Here is a 22,102-nt window from a genome sequence, read left to right as displayed (position 1 = left end):
AATTCCGGGTGAGGGGGACTCTCCCCGCAAGCGGGGAGAGGGGGAAAACTCAGAACATCCCGCTCGCCGCAAGTGCCTTGCAGACGTGCTGCATCTCGGCCTCGTCCGCGACCATGTCGAGCATGATCGTGGTCAGGCCCTTCGCCGCGAAATCCTTCAGCTTCGCGCCGATCTCGGCATAGCTGCCGACGAGATAGGGGCAGTCGGCCTGGAAGGTCAGGAACGGCAACAGCCAATAGCCATTGTCCGCGAGCTCGCCGCTTTGCCCCTCGTACAGCCGCCGCTTCCACACGGAGTCGCTGTTCTCCACGGTGAGCGCGAGCAGCTCGCGATCATCGGGATTGTCGCGAAAGCGCGCCCTGGCCGCCTGCCGCGCCTCGTCGCGGCTCTCGCGCGCGAAAATGCCGAAATTCATGCCTGATACATCGAGCCCGCGATCGAGGTCCGGCGGCAACATCTGCATCTTGATGCAGCCGGTCTCCTTCGCCACGCGCTGTGCCGCCTCGGACTGGCCCGCGATCAGAAATTCCGGCATCAGCTCCGCGGGCAGGCGGGGGCGCAGTTGCAGGTTGCTCGCACGGTAGAACCGGCCCGCGACATTCACCGGCCGCGGGCTTGAGAGCAACTGGCGCATCAGCGCGACGAATTCGCCAAGACGGACGTAGCGGTTCGCATGGGACTGGTCGTCGCCGAGGCCCTGCAAGTCGCTGACCGCGGTGCCCGTGATCATGTTGAGATAGACCTTGCGGCCGTAGAACTGCGCGAAGGAGGAGACGAATTTGGCTGCCGTGAACGGGTGCATGTAGATGGGGTTGACGGCGATCAGCGGCGAAGATCGCGTCGTCCCTGCCATGATGTGCTGGGCCATTGCCCAGGGCTCGACGAACACGTCGTTGCCTTCGAACAGCAGAATGCCTTCGAAGCCGTTGCTGTCGGCGAACTGCGCCACCCGCATCAGCTCGCCGACATATGTCCTGGGGTCGCGGTTGCGCGAGATCGCGGGGAAGACGCGCAGCCGCGAGGTCGTCATTCAGCCGCTTCCTGGAGCGGCCAGGCGTTGCGGCTGATGGGAAGGCCGCCGTCCGCACGGGAGCCGTCGGCAATCGCGAGGCGATGCGAGGGGGAGGGCGAGCACAGCGAGAAGCGCCATCCCGACGGATCGTCGGCGATGTCGGGTTTGAAGCTGATCTCGATGGCCTCGCGCGACACCTGCATCGCGAAGGCGTCGAGCGGCAAATTGAGGCCAAAGCCCCTGGCCTTCAGATAGGCCTCCTTGAGCGTCCAATAGTCGAAGAAGCGCTCGATCGCCGCCGGCTCCGGCAGGCTGCGCAGCGTTTCGACCTCCTCCGGCGCAAAGAAACGATTCGCGGTGGAGAGCGGGGCGACACGCCGCGACACGGTTTCGACGTCGACGCCGACGGCCTCATGCCCGGACACGACGCAGGCGACGCAGCCATCGGCATGCGACAGGCTGAAATGCAGCGCGATCGAGGTCGCGGGCGCAGCGACAAACGGTCGCCCGTAGCGGCCGGCCCCAAAAGACCAGTCGGAGGGAGCGACGTTGGGCGCGACCCGCGACAGTGCCAGGCGCAGCATGGCATGCGCGAAAATATATTGCCGCCGATGCCGCTCGAACACGAAGCGGTCGGCGCGGACTCGTTCGTCGACCGAGAGCAGGCGCCGGCACGCATCGGCCGCGCCCGGCGCGTCAATAGTCTCGATCAGTCCGACAAACAGTTCAATTCTGTCGTCTGCCATCAATCAGGCCCATGGCGTCAGGCGGAGGCCAAATCCCCCGGTCCTGACGGAAGAATCAATTGAGCAAGAACCAACTGAGCGGAGCGTTGTTATCGGTCCACCCGGGCGAATTCTTGTCGATTTGCAGGCCGGTTTACGAGCTCAAGCTTGTGCGAGACCCCAACTCGCAGGCGAGCGGCCCGTTTTCCGAAAGATTCGTGCGGCGTCCCGGCCGACGAGTCTTACTTTTTCTTCTTGGCCTTCTTCGAGCCGCCCAGCATGGAAAGGCTGGCGTCGACGTCCTTCAGCGCGGACTGGAGCTTCTTCTTCTCGTCGGTCAGCAGCTTTTGCAGGGCCTTGCGGTCCTTGTCGCTCAACGAGGTGCCCTTGGTAAATTTGATGAAACCCATAACACTCCCCCGGATCAAAATAATCGTCCAAATCGAAACGCGAGAATAATCTTGCGCGCTGGCGCCAAATAATCAAGATGCAACTTGGTCATTCACAGCTTTGACGAGTGAACCTGTATTCGCCCGTGCTGTACAGGCGGTCAAGCAGCCCTGCGATCGAGCAATCGGTCGAGCGGCGTGTTGGGTTGGGCGGCGGCGGCCCCCAGCAGCGCGACGAAATCCTCCATCCACTCGCCGACCATACGGGCCTCGAGCAGTTCGCCCTTGTAATTGCATGAACCGGTGACTCCGGTCGGGCGCTCCTTGAGCATCAGCGACAGCCAGGTCTGGTCGATCGGCAGCACCGGCTGCCCCTCGCGCGCGATGTTTCCGATCGATTGCACCGCAATCTCCGGCAGATCGAGCGGCTGGCGCAGGGGATTTTGCAGCGTGAAATACACCTGGAGCAGCGCGGCCGGGTCGATCCCCTGCTGCTCCAGATGGTCGGCCAGCATGTTGAACGGCAGCTCCTGCCGCGCATGCGCATCGAGCACGCTCTGGCGCACGCGGACCAAGGCTTGGGCGAACGACAGATCCGGCGTGATTTTCGTGCGGACGATCACGGTATTCTCGAACGGGCCGACGATTCGGTCGGTGTCCGGCTGGGCGCGATTGGCCATCGCGGTGGCGACCGAGATGTCGGTACGGCCGGTCCGTGCCAGCAGCAGGGCCTTCAGGCCGGTGAGCAGGCACATGAACAGCGTGGCGTTATGCTGACCGGCGAACGCCGTGAGCCGCGCGATCAGGTCGGGTTCGAGCCTGAGCGGATGGTGACCGGTGGATGCGCCCGGGCTCGCGTTGCCGTCGAAGATTGGAGCCGCACCGCGCAGATTCTCCGTCCAGTCGGCGGCCTGGCGGCGTGCGGCGTCGGTGCCGCACCACCAGCGCTGCCAGCGTGCGACGTCCGAAAAGGCCGACGGCAGCTTCGGCAGCGGCGCTGAGGGACGTCCGGCCAGCGCCGCATAGCGGCTCGACAATTCCTCGAACAGCACGCCGATCGACCAGCCGTCGGCAACGGCATGATGCAGCGTCAGCAGTAGCACGTGATCGTCGGCATGGAGCCGCAACAGCCGTGCCCGCAACAGCGGCGGCCGCGCGGCGTCGAACGGGGTGTAGGTCTCCTGCTCGATCAGGAGATCGATCTTCCTGAGTTCGAGGGCCTGGCGCCGCTTGTTGTTGTGCGGCCGCCCGTCGCCAATGACCTCGACGGTGAGGACCGGCCCGAGTTCGCTGGGTGTGGCGATGCGGCTGATCGGCTCCCCGCCGCTCCAGCCGAACGCGGTCCGCAGCGATTCGTGGCGACGCACGATGTCGCCGAACGCCTGGGCGAGGGTGGCCGGATCGAGCGGGCCCTGGAGGCGGAAGGCGAAGGGCAGGTTGAACAGCGGCAGCCCCGGCAGGCTCTGCTCGATGCGAATCATCTGGTCCTGCGCGATCGAGAGCGTTGGAGGGCCGTTTTCAGCCAGCCTTGTTTCAGTGAGTCTTGGCAGGCTTGCAGCAGGCTTGTGCGGCTTCGCCGCCACGGCCTCGTCGACCCGCCGGGCAAGTTCCTCGATCGTCGGCGCCTCGAAGATGGTCTTGATCGGCAGCGAGACGCCGAGCGCGCGGGCGACGCGCGCCATCGCCTGGCCCGCCAGCAGCGAATGGCCGCCGAGATCGAAGAAATTGTCGGTGACACTGAGGTTCTCGACCTTCAGCAGATCGATCCAGATATCCGAGAGCACCTTTTCGGTGAAACGCCGCGCCGGCACGGCCGCATCCGGCTCGGATGCCTCTTGCTGTGCGGGTGCCAGCAGCATGGACCGGTCGATCTTACCATGGGCGTTGAGCGGAACCTGATCCATGAATAGGAATGCGGACGGGATGGCATGGCCGGGCAGTCGGCTCTTCAGGAAGTCGCGCAACTCGCTGGCGCTGACCCGGCTGCCGGGCCTTGCGACGATATGGGCGATCAGCCTGACGTCGCCGCTGGCCTCGCGGCGCGGCTCGACGATGCCGGCGCGCACACTCGGATGGTCAGCCAGCGCATTCTCGATCTCCTTGAGCTCGATGCGGTAGCCGCGGACCTTGACCTGATGGTCGGCGCGGCCGAGGCACTCGATCGTCCCGTCGGCGCGGCGGCGGGCGAGGTCGCCGGTCCGGTACAGCCGGCTAGCAGCCTGGCGCAAGAACGGATCGGGCAGGAAACGTTGCTTGTTCTGCGCGGGATCATTGATATAGCCGCGGCCGACGCCCGCGCCGCCGATGCAGAGCTCGCCGGTCACGCCGACCGGCTGCGGCTCAAGGTTTGCGTCGAGCACGTAGAGCTGGGTGTTCGGCAGCGGCGCGCCGACCGGAACGTTGCTCGTCGCGGTCGCGGGCGGCTTGGTCAGGCGATGCAGGGAGACGTCGTCGGAACATTCCGATGCGCCATAAGCATTGATCAGCGGCACTTTCGGGCAGCGGGCGAACCAGGCGCGGCAGAGGTCGACCGGCAGCGGCTCGCCGGTCGAGATCAGGAGGCGGAGCCTCGCGAAGGCGCGCAGGATCGGCGCTTCGTCCATGCGATCGACGATCACGCGCAGCAGCGACGGGACGATCTCGAGCACGGTGATGCCTTCGCGCTCGATCTCCCGCGCGAGCAGGGTCGGGTCCTGCACGATCGCGTTGCCGCAGACATGCACGCGCGCGCCGACCATCGGCGCGGCGAGGAACTGCCAGACCGAGATGACGAAGCTTTGCGGCGCGGTTTGCGCGATCACGTCCCTGGCCGACAGCTTCAGCTCGGAAATCAGCGACGCCAGATGGTTCGACAGCCCGCGCTGTTCGATCATGACGCCTTTCGGCGCGCCGGAGGAGCCCGATGTATAGATGAGATAGGCGAGGCTGGATGCCGCGCGCCGCGCGGCGCGGGCCGGCTTGGTCGCCCCCGGCGCGATCGCGTCGTCGAGCTCGGCCACCTGGATGCGCTCGACCAGCGGCTCGAGCAGAGCCTCGACCATGGCCGATTGGGCACGCCCGATCAGCAGCACGCGGGCGCAGCTCGATCCAAGGATGGTCGCAAGCCGCGCCGGCGGCTGGTCGGGATCGAGGTTCAGGAAGGCCGCGCCCACGCGTTGCACCGCGATCATTGCGGCGAGCAGATCGGGTCCGCGCTCCGCGAGCAAGGCGACCACGCTCTCGGCACCGACGCCTTCGCGGGCCAGCCAGCGCGCGGCCGCCTCGCTGCGCCGGGCCAGATCGCGATAGCTCAGCGATGTGTGTCCGTCCGATACCGCAACAGCGTTCGGCGTTGTCCTGGCCTGACGGTCGAAGCGTTCGCTCAAATTGCCGCGCGTGGTGAAATTGGCCGGCACGCCGTGGCCTTTCGCCAGCAGCTGTCGGCGTTCGGCTTCGGTCAGCAGCGGCAGGCGCGAGATGCGCTGTTCCGGATTGGCGATGACGGCCTTGAGCAGGGTCTTGAATTGAGCAGCCATGTCTTCGATCGTGGCCGCATCGAACAGATCGGTGGCGTACTCGAAGAACCCGGTGAATCGGCCGTCGGCCTCGACCAGCTCGAGCGTGATGTCGAATCGCGCCACTTTTGGATCGACCTCCAGCCGCCGCGTCGACAGACCCGGAAAGCGTGCCGCCTCGATCGAGGCGTTCTGGAGGATGAACATGATCCGGAACAGCGGATTGCCGTCGCTCCGGCGTGCGATCTGGAGCGCACGCAGCACCTCCTCGATCGGGAGGTCCTGGTTGCGGTAGGCATCCAGCGTGACCTGGCGCACCCGCCGCAACATCTCTCCGAAGCTGGGATCGCCGCCGAAATCGTTGCGCAGGATCAGGGTGTTGGCGAACAGCCCGATCAGACGCTCGCTCTCGATCTGGTTGCGGTTGGCGATCAGCGATCCGGTCGCGACATCCTCATGCGAGGTGTGACGGAATAGCAGGCACTGAAACACCGCGAGCAGGATCATGAAGGGCGTGACGCCCTGGTCCTGGCTCAGCGCGCGGACGTCGCCCGAGAGGGCCCTGGAGAATTCGAAATAGTGACGGGCGCCGTGACCGCTCCAGATCTCCGGCCGCGGCCGGTCGGTCCGCAGCGGCAGCGTGGTGACGCCGTCGAGCTGCGTCCGCCAGTAATCGAGCTGTTCTTTTGCCGCCGGCGTTCGCGCCCAGCTCTGCTGCCACAGTGCGAAGTCGCGATACTGGAAAGTGGACGAGGGCAGCGCTGCCACGCCCTTCTTGCGTGCCGCGGCATAATGGGCGGCGAGTTCCTCCCAGAACAGCCGCTGCGACCAGCCATCGGTGACGAGGTGATGCAAATTGACCACCAGTGCGTGGCTGGATTTGTCGAACGACAGCAGCGTGACCTTCAGTGGCGGCTCGTGCGCCAGGTCGAACGGATATTGCGCGAGCTTGAGCGTCTCGCGCCGGACGACCGCGACCTGCTTGTCCGCAGGGCAGGGCTTGAGCTTGATCCGCTCGAATTTTGGCGGCGATTGCAGCACAAGCTGCGCCGGCTCGCCCTGCCGTTCGACGAAGACCGAACGCAGCGCCTCATGGCGGGCGCAGATCGCGGTGAGGCTCGCAGAAAGCGCGGCGACGTCGACCAGGCCTTTGAGGAGCGCGACTTCGACGACATTATAGTTGTAGCGGGTCGGATCGAGCCGCGAGAGCAGGTACATCCGCTGCTGCTGGTACGACAGCGGCGCGTCCGCTGTCGCAGCTCCGGCCCGGCGCCAGGCCGGCAGCGCCGCTTCGCGATGGGTTGCGGCGGTCTCCAGCCGGGTCGCAAGCGCGGCGACCGTAGCGCAGTCGAAGATGTCCTCGAACGAGAAGTCGACGTTGAAGCGTTCGCGCAGGCGCGAGCGCATCTGCGTCACCGCGAGCGAGTCGGCGCCGAGCGCGAAGACGTCCTGATCGATGCCGACCTGCGGCAGCTCCAGCAGACCGGCCCAGATCTCCGCGAGCTGCGTCTCCAGCGTGGTGCGCGGCAGGCGCGCCGCATCGGCGTCCTCCGCCGTCGCGATCAGATCGGCCAGTGCGTTGCGCTTGACCTTGCCGCTGGCGCCCTTCGGCAGCGCCGCCACGCTGCGGATCAGGCTCGGCACCTTGTAGGCCGCGAGACGCTTTCGCGCGAACTGGCGCAACTGGTCCGAGGTCGCCTCGGAATTCGCTCGCAACACCACGACGGCGGCGACGTTCTCGCCGAGCTTTGGGTGCGGAATGGCAAAGACGCCGGCCTCCAGCACTGCCGGATGGCTGAGCAGGACCTCTTCCACCTCAAGCGGCGAGATCTTCTGCCCGCCGCGATTGATGACGTCCTTGATGCGGCCGACGATGAAGAGATAGCCGTCGGCATCGAGATAGCCGAGATCGCCGGTCCGGAACCAGCTGTCGCGGAAGGCGGCCTGCGTCGCCGCCTCGTCATTATAATAGCCACGGCTCATGTTCGCGCCGCGCAGCACGATCTCGCCGTGTGCGCCGCTCGCAAGCGCGCGGCCCGTCTCGTCCATGACCGCGATCTCGGGCCCCGCGGCTCGGCCGACCGATCCGAGCTTGCGCAGCTCGAACGGGTTGGCCGCGATCTGCGAGGCCGCCTCCGTCATGCCGTAGGTTTCGAGCACGGGAACGCCGAACGTCGCCTCCAGTCCGCCAAGGATCGCGGGCGCGAGCGAGGCCGAGGCCGAGCGGATCACGCGCAGCGACGAGGCCCGGCCGCGGTCCGGATTCGCTTCCGCCGCCGTCAGCAGCGCGCGATGAATGGTCGGCACCGCCGTGTACCAGGTCGGTTGCAGCTCCCGCATCCAGCCGAAGAAGGACGAGGCGTCGAAACCCTCGGTGCAGATCACGCTGGAGCCCGCGGCCAGCGCCGTCAGCAGACCCGAGATCAAACCATGGGCGTGAAACAGCGGCAGGACGTTGAGCAGGCGATCGTGGGACGTGAGCGACAGCACGCGGCCGGCATTGGTGGCGGACAGGCAGACATTGCGATGCGTGAGTGGCACCATTTTCGGCCGCGCCGCCGTGCCTGACGTCAGGAGGATGAACGCATCGTCGTCGCCGCGCGAGGCGCCGCTCGTGCTCGCCGGACCGACCGCCGGGCCCACGAACGCGCAGCCTCCGAGATCGTCGTTCGGCCCCGGCACGAAATCGATCACCGCGATATCGAGCGCCCTGGCGACGTCGCGACTGGCCGAGTTCATGTCGGCCCGGGTGACGAGCGCCGTCAGCTTCAATTCGCTGAAATAGCGTTGCAGCTCGTCCGCGGTCAGATCGGGATTGACGGGGATGCAGGCGCAGCTTGATGCGACCGCGATCAGTGCCAGCGCGCTGTCCGCGCCGCGCGGCAGCGCAACGGCAATCCGGTCAGCCGGCGCGATGCCGAGCCCGCGCAGCGTGCGGACCAGATCCTGCGTCCGCTCGCCGAGCGCGCCGTAGGTGAGGGCCGGCCGGCCAGGGGCGAGGAGGGCGGGCGCCGCCGGCGTCCTGCGGGCGTAGAAGTCGAGAAGGCCGCCGATATGGGAAAAGATCTTCGTTTCGCCGCTCGCGCCGACCGATCCCGCTCCGGATGCAATGTCCGACAATGCCATTCCTTTTTGATCTGATTGAGCTATTCTTCCTATGAGTTAGGGAACGCGTCCAGTCTGAGGTGAAGTTCGGGCCCCAAAATCTGTGGTTGAGGGGCCTAAAGCCCTTCGACGGAGTGATGGTCGGGCAGAATCACCATGCTGGAGAATGAGCCGAGCACGGGAGCGGAAGGCGGGCTGAAGCGCTGGCTCGAAGGCATCGGCCTTGCGCACTACTCCGATCTCTTCGCGCAGCACCGCCTCGATCTCGATGTCATGGCGGATCTCACCGAATCCGACCTGGTCGAGCTCGGATTGCCGCTTGGTGATCGCAAGCGGCTCCAGCGAGCGATGGCGGCGCTGTTCCAGGCTGAAACCGCGGAGGCGCCGGCCGCCGCGGCGCCCCCGCAGGCCCGGGCGGAGGTCGGGGCCGAACGACGTCAACTCACCACCATGTTCTGCGACATGGTGGATTCCACCTCGCTCTCGGTGCAGTTCGATCCGGAAGACGTGCGTGACTTGATCGCGAGCTTCCGCGAGACCTGCGTCCGCGTGGTCAAGCACTACGAGGGCTTTGCCGCTCGGTTCGTCGGCGACGGAATTTTGGTCTATTTCGGCTATCCGACTGCACATGAGGACGACGCCGAGCGCGCGGTGCGTGCGGGGCTCGAGATCGTGCGGGTGCTGTCGACTGCACGCGCGATCGAGCCGCGTGGCGCGCTCAGCCACTCGCCCGCCGTCCGTATCGGGATCGCGACCGGTCTCGTCGTGGTCGGCGACCTCGTGGGGCAGGGCACCGAAGAGCGCGACTCCGCGGTCGGAGAAACCGTCAATCTCGCCGCGCGCCTGCAAGCGCTGGCGCCGCCCAATGGCGTGGTGATTTCGGCCTCGACGCAGTCGCTGCTGAAGGGGAAGTTCGACTACCGCAATCTCGGCGTCCATGCGCTGAAGGGCATCTCGGAGAAAACGCAGGCCTGGCATGTGGTGCGTGCCTCGCGCGTGGAGACCCGGTTTGCCGCCGCGATGGGCACGCGGCTGACGCCGCTCGTCAACCGCGAGGAGGAGATCGCGCTGCTGATGGGGCGCTGGCAGCAGGTCAAGGATGGCGACGGCCAGGTCGTGGTCAAGTTCGGCGAGCCCGGCATCGGCAAGTCGCGCATCATTCAGGAGATATTCGAGCGGATCGCAGGCGACCGCCACGGACAGGTCTCGTTCCAGTGCTCGCCCTACTACACGTCCACCGCGTTCTATCCGTTCGCCGAGCAGCTCAAATTCTCCCTCGGCCTCGACCGGGAGGATGCGTCCGCGCACTCGCTGACGAGCCTGGAGACCGCTATCGCCGCCGCCCATGGCGACATCGAGCAGGTCACGCCGCTGTTTGCCGCGCTGTTGTCCATACCGACCGGAGACCGCTATCCGCCGCTCGAACTGTCGCCGCAGCAGCAGAAGGACGCGACGGTCGTGGCGCTGGTCAATCATTTCCTCGGCCTCGCACGCGAGATGCCGCTCGTGATGGCCTTCGAGGACCTGCACTGGATCGATCCGACCTCCCGCGAGGTCATCGATCTCTTCGTCGACAAGGTGCAGAACGAGCCGATCCTCGTCATCATCACGGCGCGCTCCGAGTTCCAGCCCAGCTGGAATGCGCATTCGCACATCACCACCCTGGTGCTGAACCGCCTGAGCCGGCAGTTGCGCACGACGATGGTCGAGCGCGTCGCCGGGAGAGAGCTTCCCAAGGAGGTCGTCGAGGAGATCATCGTCAAGACCGACGGCGTGCCGTTGTTCCTGGAGGAGCTGACCAAGACCGTTCTCGAATCCAACCTGCTGACCGAGCGGCACGGGCGCTACGTGCTGTCGGGCCCGTGGCGGCAACTCGCGATCCCGGCAACCCTGACCGACTCGCTGATGGCGCGTCTCGACCGGATGGGGCCGTTCAAGCGGATCGCGCAGATCGGTGCCACCATCGGCCGCGAGTTCTCCTATGAGACGCTGCACGCAGTCGCCAATACGCCTTCGGAGCAGATCGAGGCGGCGCTCAATCACCTGGAGGAGGCGGGGCTGATCATGCGCCGCGGCCATCCGCCGGACGCGCTCTATTCCTTCAAGCATGTGATGATCCAGAACGCCGCGCATGCGAGCCTGCTGCACAGCGAGCGGCGCAAGCTGCATGCCCGCATCGTCCAGGTGCTCGCCGAGATGTATCCGGAGAAGACCGAGCGCGAGCCGGAGCTGCTCGCCCATCATCTGACCGAATCCGGCCAGAGCGAGGGTGCGGCGAGCTTCTGGCTCAAGGCCGGCAAGCAGGCGGCCAAGAGCGGCGCCAATCTCGAGGCGATCGGCCATCTGCACCGAGGCCTCAGCGTCGTGCAGGCCAATGCGCGCATGCAGGGCGCCGACGAGATGGAGCTCGAGCTGCGCATCGCGCTCGGCAACGCGCTGATCGCCGCCAAAGGCTATGCGGTGCAGGAAGTCGAGGAGAACTACGTCCGTGCGCTCGAGCTCGGCCGGCAGCTCGACGATGAGGAGAATACCTTTGCTGCCACGCGCGGGCTCTGGGTGTGCCACTTCATCCGAGCGGATCTGACGCGCGCGCACGATCTCAGCGTCGAACTTTTGAAATTCGCCAAGCGCGAGCGGCTGAGCGAGCGGACGCAGCCGGCGCAGCAGACCGGCTATCTGATCGAGGCGCATCGCGCGATCGCGATGACCATGCTCTATCGCGGGCGCTTTGCCGCCTCGCAGCATCATTTGCACCGCTGCATCAATCTCTACAGCCCCGATCTGCATTCCGACCTGATGGTGCGCCACGGCACCGATCCCGGCGTGGTCTCGCTGTCCTATCTCGGCTATCTCCTGTGGTTCCTCGGCCGGCCCGACGCGGCGCGCCAGCACAGCGAACAGGCGATCGCGAACGCCGAAAAGATCCGCCATCCCTTCACGCTCGCTTTCGCGCTGGTGTTCGGCGCCTATCTCTGCCAGCATTTGCGCGACGTCGAAGGCACGCGCGATCACGCCAACCGTGCCATGATCATCGCCACCGAGCACAATTTCCTGCACTGGAAGCAGCAGGCCGCGATCCTGCGCGGCTGGGCGCTGACCCAGCTCGGCGAGGCCGACGAGGGCCTCAGCCAGATGCGCTTCGGCCTCGACGAATATGAGGCGATGGATTCCTGGCTCGCCGGCTGCTGGTTCCGATGCCTGCTCGCGGAAGCCTACGCCAAGGTCGGCCTGCGCGACGCCGCCCTTCGCGCGCTGGACGGAGCGCTGGCGACCGCAAGGCGGACCGGCGATCACTCCTACCTTGCCGAGGTCTATCGGCTGCAAGGCGAGATCACCCTGTCGGACGGCAATCCGGCGTCGGTGCAGGAAGCGGAAGATCTGTTCGTGCTGTCGCTGGAGACCGCGCGCAAGCAGGGCGCGCTGTCCTGGGAGCTCCGAACCGCCGTCAGTCTCGCGCGCCTGTCGCATGATGCCGGCAAGGGCGAGCATGCGACGCTCCTGCTGACGCCGATCGTCGGCAAGTTCAGCGAGGGCTTCCTCACGCCGGACCTGAAGCAGGCGATGCAGCTCGTCAACGACCTTCGCGCGGACGCGCCCGTTCGGGAACGGATCGATCCCTGACATGAGCGATCTCACCGCCGCGCGTGCGCGCTACGTGGAAAGAATCGCAAAGCGCGCGCGGATTTCCTCCAAGCGCCTGCTCGAAGCGCTCGCCGCCGTGCCGCGCGAGGATTTTCTGGCGAGAGGGCCCTGGCGCATCAAGAGCGAGGCGGCGCGGAGCTATCGGCTGACGCCCGACGCCGATCCCGTTCATCTCTACGACAATGTGCTGGTCGCGATCGACGCGCGCCGCAAGCTCGACACCGGCCTGCCGAGCCTGTGGGCGCATTTCATCGATTTGCTCGACGTCGGGGACAAGGACCGCGTGGTCCAGATCGGCTGCGGGCTTGGCTATTTCTCGGCGGTGCTGTCGAAGATCGTCGGTCCGAAGGGCAGCGTGCGTGCGATCGAATGCGACGAGCGGCTTGCAGCCCGTGCCGCGAACTTTCTTCGCGCCTATCGCAATGTCGAGGTCGTCCAGGGCGACGGGTGTGAGGACATCGGCGCGCCCGCCGACGTCATCATCGTGCATGCCGGCTTCTCGCATCCGCATCCGCTCTGGCTCCAGTCGCTCCGCCCGCGCGGCCGCCTTCTGGTGCCGCTGACCCAGCGGGACCGCGAAGGTGCCGTCATCAGGATCACGCGCAGGGGCAAGGGGTTCGAGGCCGAGCCGGTCCAGCAGATCAGGATCTTTCCCGGCCGGGGTCGCGGCACGACCGCGCTCGACGACCGCGTCGCCGACTGGTGGCAGCGCGCCTCCGCGCTGGCGCCGCTGCGGTTTCGCGGCATCGAGCAGGGACTGCCGTCGGATGGCTGATGCTTCGTTTCATTTTACCTTGATTGCGAATGTGAGTATCCAGCGCCCCCCGGTGCGGTTATGACTATGGCTTGATGGCCATTCGAGCACGCTCCATGCATTCCGTTGCACTGCTGACTGCCAGCTATGCCAAGGATATCGAACGCTTTTCGCTGCTCAGCGAGAGCATCGACACCTGGCTGACGGGATATACGCGGCATTATGTTCTCGTTAACGATGAGGACGTGCCGCTGTTCGAGCGGTTCGCTTCCGACAAGCGCGTCATCGTTCCGGCCTCGCGGTACTTGCCGAAATGGCTCTGGGCGCTGCCGCCGGCGCTCCAGTTCATCAGCAAACGACGCGTCTGGCTGTCGCTGCTGTCGTCACCCGTGCACGGCTGGCACATCCAGCAGATGCTGAAGATCGCCGGCGTCCTCAATGCGCCCGAGCAGCGCGTCTGCATCCTGGATTCAGACAATCTGTTCTTCCGCGAATTCGATGTCGGCCAATATGCCGGCGGTGAGAAGACGCCGCTGTTTGTCACGCGCAAAGGGATCGACGCCGACCACCCGTTACACGTGCTGTGGCTCCGCACCGTCGATCAGCTTCTCGGTATCAAGGAGCGCTCGTTTCCGGCGGACGACTATGTCGGCAACGCGCTGGTCTGGGACAAGGATACTGCGCGCGCGATGACCGACGCCATCAAGTCGGCGACTGGCCTCGGCTGGGCTCTCGCACTGTGCCGGAAGAAGAAGTTTTCCGAGTACCTGCTCTACGGCCACTTCGTCGCCAATTCGCCGGAGCATCTGGCAGCACATCGGGTGACGGAAGACAGCATCGCGGTCTCGCATTGGGATGACACGCGTCTCGACCGCCCGGCCATCGAGGCGATGATGCGCGCCGCCTCGCCCGAGCAGGTCGCGCTCTGCATCCAGTCCTATTCGTCGACCTCGATCGACGATATCCGCGATGTGTTTCGTCTCAGCTCGCGCGACCGTCGCGGACCGAGCCTGTCTCCCGATCATATGGGAGACGAAGCCGAGTTCGAGACGCCGAAGACGCGCTAGAACAAGCTGCCCTCAAACGTCCCTCGTGAACCTGCTGATGACGTCCATGAACGGCTTCGGCCTGAATTCGCCGTCGAGCGGCAGGGGACGGTTCGGCTGCTTGTCCGCGCGGGCGAAGGTGCCGTTGATCCAGCTGTAGCGATCCGAGAGGCCCCAGGTCAGGATCGAGCGCACCGGGCCGCTGGTCGAGATCGCGGTCAGGAGATCATCGACACGCTTGGCGACGATGGCGTCGCGCTCGGCCGGGTTGCCCGTCAGCTTCTGATCGTCCACGTCGAGCTCGGTGACGAGAACTTCCAGCCCCCACGAGCGCAGCTCGGTGACGAATTCGGCGAGCCCATGGGTGTCGATCTCGAGCTCGGCATGCAGATGCGACTGCAATCCCACGGCGTGCAGCGGGACACCTTGGTCGAGCAGCTCCATGATCAGGTTGCGGTAGGCAGCGCGCTTGGCGATGAAGGAGTCCTTGGCCGACTCGATGTCGTATTCGTTGATCGCGAGCTTGACGAAGGGATCGGCCGCGGCCGCCGTGCGGAAGGCGAGCGGGATCCAGTTGTTGCCGAGATGCTGCGTCCAGAACGTGTCGCGCCGGTCTTTCGGACTGCGGGGATTGTCCGGGATCGGCTCGTTGACGACGTCCCACGACGTCAGCTTCTCCTTGTAGTAGGAGACGACGGTGCCGATGTGGTCGAGATACGCACGCTCGACGCCTTTGGCGTCCTTGATCTGCTTGGTCCAGTCTGGAATGTCGTGATACCAGGCCAGCGCATGCCCGCGCATCGTCAGATCGTTCGCCCGCGCGAAATCCAGGATCGCGTCAGCGCGCTCGAAGGCAAACGTGTGCGCGTCCGGGCGCAGCATCGGCCATTTCAGCTCGAGCACCGGCACGACCTGCGTGCAATAGGTGCTGATGGCTTCGCCAAGCCGCGGATCGGCCTGCAGGTCCCAGAGCGTTGCCGCTGCACCAAATCCCGGACGGCGCTGGGCAAGTTTCGACGCCGGCAAGGCTGACGCGGATCCGCCCGCCGCAAGCGTTGCGGCAGTGCCGAGAAGGAATTCGCGTCTGTCGAGCCTGGCCACGGCATTCCCTCGGGAACCAATGCGCCATCGTACCAAGCGGCGCCGTGCAATGCCGGGGTTTCGTCGTGTTGGGTTAACCTTTGCCGGGTGTCCGGTGCGTCAACCCATGGGCCGCTGCATCGCTGTTCCGGCGCGTTCACGCGCTGGAAAGCGTCTTAAGGCGCCTGAATGATGGTCTCTTATCAGTGATCTGTGGCTCCGGTTCGAGGAAAGGGCAAATTTAACGCTAACGCGCGAAATCCGCCGTGCTGCTCCATTCGCGGCCCGATTTGCAGACTTATGTGACACTCTTCGGGGATGCTGCGGCGCAGTCCGATCGCCACCCCAAGGTCCAACTGATCAACGGCCGCAAAACTCGCATGACCGCTTCCGGTCCCGTGCCCGCATGCTGAACCGCCATTTCTCCATCTACCTGGTCGCCTATATCCTGCCTGCGGCGGTGGGCTTCTTCGCGGTCACCGCCTACACGCGGCTGCTGACGCCCGCAGAGTACGGCGTCTATGTCGTCGGCATCAGCCTTGCCGGCATTCTGGGTGCGATCTTTTTCGCCTGGATCAAGCTGTCGGTGTCCCGCTATCAGGCGATGTCGGCGGAGGTGGATTTTCGCGCCACGGCGATGGTCGCCTTTGGGCTCACGGCCGCGGTGCTCTGTGCCACGACCCCGCTGGTCTTCCTGTTCCGCAGCGACGTCAGCGTCGAGCTGCTGCTCGCCAGCATGTTCGTCGCGATCATGGCCAATGCGGTCGATGTCGGCCAGGAGTTCGAGCGCGCCAAATTGCGCCCTTACCGGTTCGCGGCGATCTCGATCGTGCGCAGCGTATCGAGCGTGGGCTTCGGCCTGCTCGGGATCTGGCTCGGCTGGGGCGGCATGGGCCTGCTCGCGGCGTTCGGGCTGGGCTCGCTGACCGGCATCATCCTCAATCTCGTGGGCGACCGCACCAGGATCGCGCCTTTCCAGCGCAGCCAGTTCATGCAGCTGGCGCGCTACGGCCTGCCGCTGACGCTGGCCGGTCTCTCGGTCGCGCTGTACTCGACCTGCGACCGCCTGATCGTCGCTTATCTCCTCGGCAAGGACGCCGCCGGCATCTTTGGCGTCGCCGCCGATCTGCCGCGCCAGTTCATGGTGATGATCGCCTCCAGCGTCGCCGCGGCGACCGTGCCGCTCGTGTTCCGATCGCTGTCGGAGAAGAACAATGAGACCACGCGCGAGCGGTTGACCGAAAGTCTCGAACTGCTGCTCGTCGTCGTCGCGCCCGTCGCGATCTGGCTGGCGCTGGCGGCGGACCAGGTCGCAGGCACGCTGGTCGGCGTCGACTTCCGCGCCGGCGTGTCGGCGCTGCTGCCGACCCTGGTGCTCGCCCGCTTCTTCGGCATCGCCAATCAGTTCTACGTCCAGATCAGCTTTCAGCTCGCCGAGCGGCCGTTCATGCTGGCGGCGCAGTCCTTCCTCACGCTCGTGGTGAGCGTCGCGCTGATGTTCGCGCTGGTCGCAGGCTACGGTCTCAACGGCGCGGCGCTGGCGACGCTTGCGACCGAGGCGATCGGCTTCGTCGTCGCACTCGTCCTGATGCACCGTGCCCATCCCGTGCCGTTCGACGTCAATCGTCTCGCCGGCGTTGCCGCCTCCGCCGCAGCCATGGCGGCTGCGATCCTCGTCGCGCGGTCGCAGGTCAACGGCACCGGGCTCGTCGCGCTGGTCATCGTGAGCCTTGCGGGCGGTTTCGCTTACGCCGCCGCGGCGTGGCTTCTCAATGTCGCGAACGTGCGAACGCTGTCGCTGCGTGTTCTGCGAACCTTCAATCGGAAGGCGCTGGGCGTCTAGCCGCGGTGTCTGCCGAGGCAACCGGGCCGGGCTCCAGGCGGCGGGAACTTTGCTCGAGCGAGCAATATTGACCAGTAACTTCGGTCCCGGCGGCTCATGCTGGCTGTATCACCGCCCCTTATCGGCATCTATCGGTGACTGAGAGTGCTGTAACGCTCCCGCCTGATCTCGAGGGTGCATCGCATGCATTTGCAACATTCCCACTCATTCGGTTCGTCACTTGCATCGGACCGGCGGCCGCGCTGTCCCAGGTGCGGCGAACCCATGAGCTTGGTGAGGATCCCCGGCTCATCCGCCTTTGACATCGGAACGTTCGCGCGCGCCTGCCATCACATTCGTGCTGCCGCAGTCGAAACCGATCCGATGAGATCGGCCGCGGCCCTCTGGCTCGCCAGTCACGATTTGAGGCCACCGACCTGAGCGGGTGCCCCCGAATGGAGGACCTGGAAGACTTCATCCACCTCGAAAACCTCAAAATCCTCAGACGGCAGATCGATCTGGCCAAAGACGACGTCCGGCGGCAATGGCTCATGATACGTCTGGCCGAGGAGGAGGCGAAAGGCCGGGTTGCGACCCGATAGGCGGTCGCCGGCGTACCGCCAAAGGGCCGTCGATGGGAGATGTGTGGTGAGCGGATACATATTCAACAACAGGGGAATCCGCGCCGGGGTTCTGAACGGCACATCGATCTTCGACCTCACCGGCAAGAAAGTCTACGATCTCCGGGGGAACAATATCTATCGTCTCTCGGGCGAGTTGGTCGGCCATACGCTCGACGCGTCGGGTGCTGACAAGCGTCTGGACCGCGACAGCGAAGCGCTGCTCTCCGTCCTGCGAGCACCGGAGCCTGACGAGCCCGAGAACCGTCCCGCTCCGCAAAGGCAGCCATCTGACAGCTTTGCGGAAGCAATACGTCTGCGCCGGCAGGTCTCGGACACCCCGTCCGATCGTCCCAAGAAAGGATGATCCTGCATTCCGAGAGCTTCACGAACACTTCGCACAGGCCCGCAACGACACCCGATGCGGGCCCGGTCACGCCGAAAATCTATTGCAGCGGGGACCGCGTCCCGGTCGCAGCATCGTAGACCAGGATTTGCAGCATTGGGAATCTGCCGAGCAGCTCGGCGCCGGCTTCTCGGGCAGCCGTTTCGCTGTCGTAACGGGTCTTGAAGTGGCCATCGACGACAAGCGTGAAGCCATCGGCCGGTGCGACGTCAGCCCTTTGAATGATTCTCGGCGCGATCTCGTCGGCGTGCGCGGTCGGCTTTTTCATGGGGTACCTTCATATCGTTGCAGGAGGCGGCTCGAGGCGTTCTTGCCCCCAACTGTCTCAGTCGTCCCTCACGATCTCAGGCTTGTCATACAAGACCGCGTTCAGGAGGGAACTGTGAACCTCGATCTTGCCGTTGTAGGTGATAAAGCCGAGCTTGCGAAATTTGTTCATGAAAAAGCTGACGCGTGAGCGGGTCGTCCCGATCATCTCTGCGAGCGTCTCCTGACTGACCTGCGCCGTGATGGGCTGCGTGGCGCCATCCTTGCCAAAATTCGCCAGGAGCAGGAGAAGACGCGCAAGCCGCTTCTCGCTCGAATTGAACAACTGGTCGATCAGGTCTTCTTCGATGCGGCTGTTTCGACTGAGCAGATACTCCATGAACAACTCGGAGAACTTTGGCTCGCCCTTGAGTATCGCAAGCATAGCCGATTTCGCGATCGACGTGACCAGGCATTGCTCCATCGCCACCGTTGTCGAAATCCGCAAGGGATGGCCGTTCAGGCAACCTTCGCCGAAGAATTGTCCGGGCTCCATGATTCCGACCACGGCTTCCTTGCCCTGCTCGGAGACGACGAGAACCTTGATCCTGCCCTTCTGGATGTAGAAAACCGTGTCCGCGGCGTCGCCCTGCGAGAACACGACCTGGTTCTTGTCGAATTTCAGTATGGCTTTGCCCTCGCCGACCTTGGCGAGAAAGAGTTTTGGATCGAACGAGCTTTTCGCCGCTTTTAGCATAACGTCGTCAAGAACCTGATGGAGGGGGCTTCAGTTTAGCAGGGCCGGGGCCGGGCGCGTTAGGCAAATCTTGCGTCCGCCTTCGGGCCCCCCGGTGATCCCGGCCAGGCAATTGTGGCGGCGGCCTCGGCCGGCTCGCCATACGGCTCGCCTGCGCTCTCAATGCCGTACGACCGTCTGATGCCGGTCCTTCATGAGTGCGGCATCCAGCTCCGTTTGGCTGACCGAGTAGAACTGGATCAGTAATTGGGGGGCAGACCTCGCGGGCGTCTGAAGCAGCGTCGCCACGCGCCGATAGGCGATCCTCGACAACCCTTCGATCTGCTCGTCGTCAGTGACGACGACATATTCACCGGCGGGCTGAGTGCCCTCCAGGCCCTGAAGGACGAAGGGATTGGCGAACGAAACGGTGGTCCGTGTTGTTCTGATAGTCAAGGTGAGATCTCCTGGACGAACTGCAGAGGCGTCAGCCGCGCCACTTGTCGACCCCTCTTCGTGCCGGTCGAGGGACGGCCATCAGAGAGCCTATCGGTTGGCTCGCCCTGCTGCAGAGCAAAATTGCTCAGCTTTGAAGGAATGGTCCGCAACTGATCCTGAGCCGCGCGCCGATCATACGATCGGCATCTGAGCAGTTTTGCACATCATCCGCCCTTGCCCGGGTCTAGTCTGACGGGTGACGGAACACTGCTTGGTCGTCCGTTGGTGAGGTGAAAATGAACATATCTGGTGAAAGCCTTCTCGTCATATTGGCTGTGGGCATCGCGGCCGGTTGGCTTGCGGGCCAGATCGTCATGGGTACGGGCTTGGGCCTGGTCGGCGATCTCGTCGTGGGAATAGCGGGCGCCTTCATCGCGAGCTGGTTATTTCCGCAGCTGGGAATCCATCTCGGTTCGGGGATCGTCTCGCAGATCATCGACGCCGCGGTCGGCGCGGTCTTGCTGCTCATGATCATCGGGCTCGTCCGCGGACGAAGCCGATGGGGCGGAAGCTGGGGCGGCGTTTGGCGCAAACGCTGGTAGGCGGGCATCGTGAGAGTCTGCCTGGAACGAACGTCGCCGGGACTACTTGGTGATGGCGACCGGATATGATGCCCACTCATCATACCCGATGAATGGCGGCCCCGGTTCGCACCCCCGTGCTGGGGCCGCTTCCTTGAGCGTTCCCCTTCAGCTGCTATTTGGCTGATCTCATCGGGTCGTCCATGGATATCTTGTGGACGTTCCCGCATTTGGCACATTCGAAGATTCGAAGATTGGGGCCGTCGCAGCTTGCCCCGACGTGGATCAGCATCATGCGGCTCTGGCAGGCCGGGCAGAGTGGCCGGGGTATCGGAATCAGCGTCGGTTCTGGACGAGCATAGACCTCGGACATATGAAGCTCCTGCCCATATGGCGGGGTACGCTGTACCCGAAGCCGCCGCCGATGACAGCCGATTCGCCGGCTGCGTCATGGCCAGCATGCCGCGCTCGCGTGTCAGCTTCAGTTCAATATTGCTCACATTGCCGGAAAATCGCCGGCCGGTCGGTGAACATCTCCGACCTGCGTCCCTTCCCATCTCAGTCGCGGTGTGTCATGGGGGGCAGGCCAATTCGGCGGGACGCCGGCTCCCGGCGTGAGCAATATTGCTCAGCAGGACATCCAGGCTCGGATCAATATGAGTGCGTGCGGGGCAGGACCTCAGAACTGCTGCCGGAGGCGTCCGTGGGCGATAACGATACTTCTTCGGCGGACATCGGGAACAGACCAGAAATGACTGAGAGAACGCCGGAGATCCGCGCGACGGCGCGGATGCTCGCCCGCTACCGCGAGCCCGACAGTGCGCGCGGTGTCCTCGAGCTGGCGATCACGGCGGTGCCGCTTGTCATCATCTGGGTTCTGATCTGGGCCGCTCTTGACCACGGCTATTGGTTTGCCCTGCTGCTCGAGGTGCCCGCGGCGGGTTTGCTGGTCCGTCTCTTCATGATCCAGCACGATTGCGGACATGGCTCGTTCTTCCGCGGCCGCGTTGCGAACGATTGGGTCGGCCGCGCCATCGGCGTGATGACACTGACGCCATACGATTACTGGCGACATAACCATGCACGCCACCATGCGAACTCCGGCAATCTCGATCACAGGGGCTCGGGCGACATCGATACGTTGACCGTGCGCGAGTTTCGCGACCAGCCCCTATGGGGTCGGATGCTGTACCGTTTGTATCGCCATCCCCTCGTGATGTTTGGCGTCGGTCCCTCGTATTTGTTCATCTTGAAGCATCGCTTGCCGGTCGGGCTGATGCGCGGTGGCTGGAAGCCCTGGCTGAGCACAATGGGCACGAACGTCGCGATCGCGGTTCTCGTCGGCGCGATGATCCGGCTGGTCGGCTATGGGCCGTTCCTGCTGGTACACCTGCCGATCATCGTTCTGGCGGCGTCGATCGGTGTCTGGCTGTTCTACGTCCAGCACCAATTCGAGCACACCCACTGGTCCCACGACGACAACTGGAATTTTCACGACGCTGCGCTGTACGGCAGCTCGCACTACCAATTGCCGGGTGTCTTGCGATGGTTCACGGCGAATATCGGCGTCCACCACATCCATCATTTGTGCAGTCGAATTCCCTGCTATCGCCTGCCGGACGTGTTGCGGGACCATCCGCAGCTCGCCGGCGTCGGACGGATCACACTGCTCCAGAGCTTGCGGACCGTGCGGCTGACCTTGTGGGATGAGGAGCGCTTGCGGCTCGTCTCCTTTGGAGAGGCAGCCTTGACCTCAACCGCCTCGCCGACGCCGGCGGCCGCCTCGCGGCGAGGCCGCTGAGGGTCGTGAAGGTGCGCGCCCGGTTGTGGCGTTTACCGCTGAGGTTCGGCCGGAAGGTGCCGGGCGTTTAGCCACCATTCTCAACCAAAGCCTGCCGGTTCAAAGAATATAGGCCGGTTTGCGCCGCACCGTTGTGATCCGGGTCGTGATCGCCGCGGCGCTCCACCGCAACGGGGGGAAAACCGGCGGATCCGCCCCCTCCAAG

The 22,102-nt window shown here is 64.8% G+C and carries 16 protein-coding genes; 8 read left to right on the top strand and 8 right to left on the bottom strand.

Annotated elements, in window-relative coordinates; all coding sequences use genetic code 11:
• Positions 1 to 49: 49 nt before the first annotated feature.
• The 4 genes from EI171_RS37015 to EI171_RS37005 form a co-directional block, all read right to left on the bottom strand.
• A complete protein-coding gene (locus tag EI171_RS37015) occupies positions 50 to 1,030 on the bottom strand; it encodes an LLM class flavin-dependent oxidoreductase (RefSeq protein ID WP_110115993.1) in 981 nt (326 codons plus the stop codon).
• The gene (locus EI171_RS37010) at positions 1,027 to 1,758 is read right to left on the bottom strand and encodes a 4'-phosphopantetheinyl transferase superfamily protein (protein ID WP_011085024.1); all 732 of its coding nucleotides are present in this window, start codon (positions 1,756 to 1,758) and stop codon (positions 1,027 to 1,029) included. The genes EI171_RS37015 and EI171_RS37010 overlap by 4 nt, the downstream gene beginning before the upstream one ends.
• A gap of 221 nt (positions 1,759 to 1,979) precedes the next feature.
• Positions 1,980 to 2,147 carry a hypothetical protein gene (locus EI171_RS45075; RefSeq protein ID WP_166466031.1) on the bottom strand — a complete coding sequence of 56 codons (168 nt, stop codon included), beginning with the start codon at positions 2,145 to 2,147 and terminating at the stop codon, positions 1,980 to 1,982.
• 140 nt (positions 2,148 to 2,287) lie between these two features.
• On the bottom strand, positions 2,288 to 8,746 hold the full coding sequence (locus EI171_RS37005; RefSeq protein WP_161536214.1) for a non-ribosomal peptide synthetase: 6,459 nt from the start codon (positions 8,744 to 8,746) through the stop codon (positions 2,288 to 2,290).
• 135 nt (positions 8,747 to 8,881) lie between these two features.
• Here EI171_RS37005 and EI171_RS37000 point away from each other — a divergent pair, with 135 nt between their 5' ends.
• From EI171_RS37000 to EI171_RS36990, 3 genes are all read left to right on the top strand, one after another.
• A complete protein-coding gene (locus EI171_RS37000) occupies positions 8,882 to 12,346 on the top strand; it encodes an AAA family ATPase (protein WP_161536213.1) in 3,465 nt (1,154 codons plus the stop codon).
• Position 12,347: 1 nt separating this feature from the next.
• Positions 12,348 to 13,142, top strand: a complete 795-nt coding sequence (locus tag EI171_RS36995) for a protein-L-isoaspartate O-methyltransferase (protein ID WP_161536212.1) — start codon at positions 12,348 to 12,350, stop codon at positions 13,140 to 13,142.
• A gap of 95 nt (positions 13,143 to 13,237) precedes the next feature.
• A complete protein-coding gene (locus tag EI171_RS36990; RefSeq protein ID WP_038966521.1) occupies positions 13,238 to 14,188 on the top strand; it encodes a DUF6492 family protein in 951 nt (316 codons plus the stop codon).
• A 12-nt stretch (positions 14,189 to 14,200) separates the two neighbouring features.
• On the opposite strand, the gene EI171_RS36985 is transcribed toward EI171_RS36990, so the two are convergent.
• The gene (locus EI171_RS36985) at positions 14,201 to 15,268 is read right to left on the bottom strand and encodes an endo-1,4-beta-xylanase (RefSeq protein ID WP_161536211.1); all 1,068 of its coding nucleotides are present in this window, start codon (positions 15,266 to 15,268) and stop codon (positions 14,201 to 14,203) included.
• A 385-nt stretch (positions 15,269 to 15,653) separates the two neighbouring features.
• Between EI171_RS36985 and EI171_RS36980 the strand changes: the two genes are divergently transcribed.
• The 3 genes from EI171_RS36980 to EI171_RS45070 all read left to right on the top strand — a co-directional run bounded on the left by EI171_RS36980 (position 15,654) and on the right by EI171_RS45070 (position 18,056).
• Positions 15,654 to 17,090, top strand: coding sequence for a lipopolysaccharide biosynthesis protein (locus tag EI171_RS36980; RefSeq protein ID WP_161536210.1), 1,437 nt, complete (start codon positions 15,654 to 15,656; stop codon positions 17,088 to 17,090).
• 434 nt (positions 17,091 to 17,524) lie between these two features.
• Positions 17,525 to 17,671 carry a hypothetical protein gene (locus tag EI171_RS36975; protein ID WP_156149857.1) on the top strand — a complete coding sequence of 49 codons (147 nt, stop codon included), beginning with the start codon at positions 17,525 to 17,527 and terminating at the stop codon, positions 17,669 to 17,671.
• Positions 17,672 to 17,717: 46 nt separating this feature from the next.
• Positions 17,718 to 18,056 (top strand): hypothetical protein, encoded by a 339-nt coding sequence (locus tag EI171_RS45070; protein WP_049832558.1) that lies wholly within the window; start codon positions 17,718 to 17,720, stop codon positions 18,054 to 18,056.
• Between the two features lie 79 nt (positions 18,057 to 18,135).
• On the opposite strand, the gene EI171_RS36965 is transcribed toward EI171_RS45070, so the two are convergent.
• The 3 genes from EI171_RS36965 to EI171_RS36955 all read right to left on the bottom strand — a co-directional run bounded on the left by EI171_RS36965 (position 18,136) and on the right by EI171_RS36955 (position 19,533).
• The gene (locus EI171_RS36965; protein WP_161536209.1) at positions 18,136 to 18,363 is read right to left on the bottom strand and encodes a hypothetical protein; all 228 of its coding nucleotides are present in this window, start codon (positions 18,361 to 18,363) and stop codon (positions 18,136 to 18,138) included.
• Positions 18,364 to 18,420: 57 nt separating this feature from the next.
• A complete protein-coding gene (locus EI171_RS36960) occupies positions 18,421 to 19,098 on the bottom strand; it encodes a Crp/Fnr family transcriptional regulator (RefSeq protein ID WP_011085032.1) in 678 nt (225 codons plus the stop codon).
• Between the two features lie 159 nt (positions 19,099 to 19,257).
• Positions 19,258 to 19,533, bottom strand: a complete 276-nt coding sequence (locus EI171_RS36955; RefSeq protein WP_011085033.1) for a hypothetical protein — start codon at positions 19,531 to 19,533, stop codon at positions 19,258 to 19,260.
• Positions 19,534 to 19,811: 278 nt separating this feature from the next.
• Here EI171_RS36955 and EI171_RS36950 point away from each other — a divergent pair, with 278 nt between their 5' ends.
• Positions 19,812 to 20,117: a GlsB/YeaQ/YmgE family stress response membrane protein gene (locus tag EI171_RS36950; protein ID WP_038966522.1), complete on the top strand. Its 306-nt coding sequence runs from the start codon at positions 19,812 to 19,814 to the stop codon at positions 20,115 to 20,117.
• A 730-nt stretch (positions 20,118 to 20,847) separates the two neighbouring features.
• Positions 20,848 to 21,897, top strand: coding sequence for a fatty acid desaturase (locus EI171_RS36945; RefSeq protein ID WP_063921406.1), 1,050 nt, complete (start codon positions 20,848 to 20,850; stop codon positions 21,895 to 21,897).
• Positions 21,898 to 22,102: the final 205 nt, after the last annotated feature.

It is taken from the genome of Bradyrhizobium sp. LCT2 (genome assembly GCF_009931255.1).
GTDB lineage: Bacteria > Pseudomonadota > Alphaproteobacteria > Rhizobiales > Xanthobacteraceae > Bradyrhizobium > Bradyrhizobium diazoefficiens.
The sequence above is the reverse complement of the archived record's forward strand: the minus strand, read 5'-3'. Positions and strand labels throughout refer to the sequence as shown.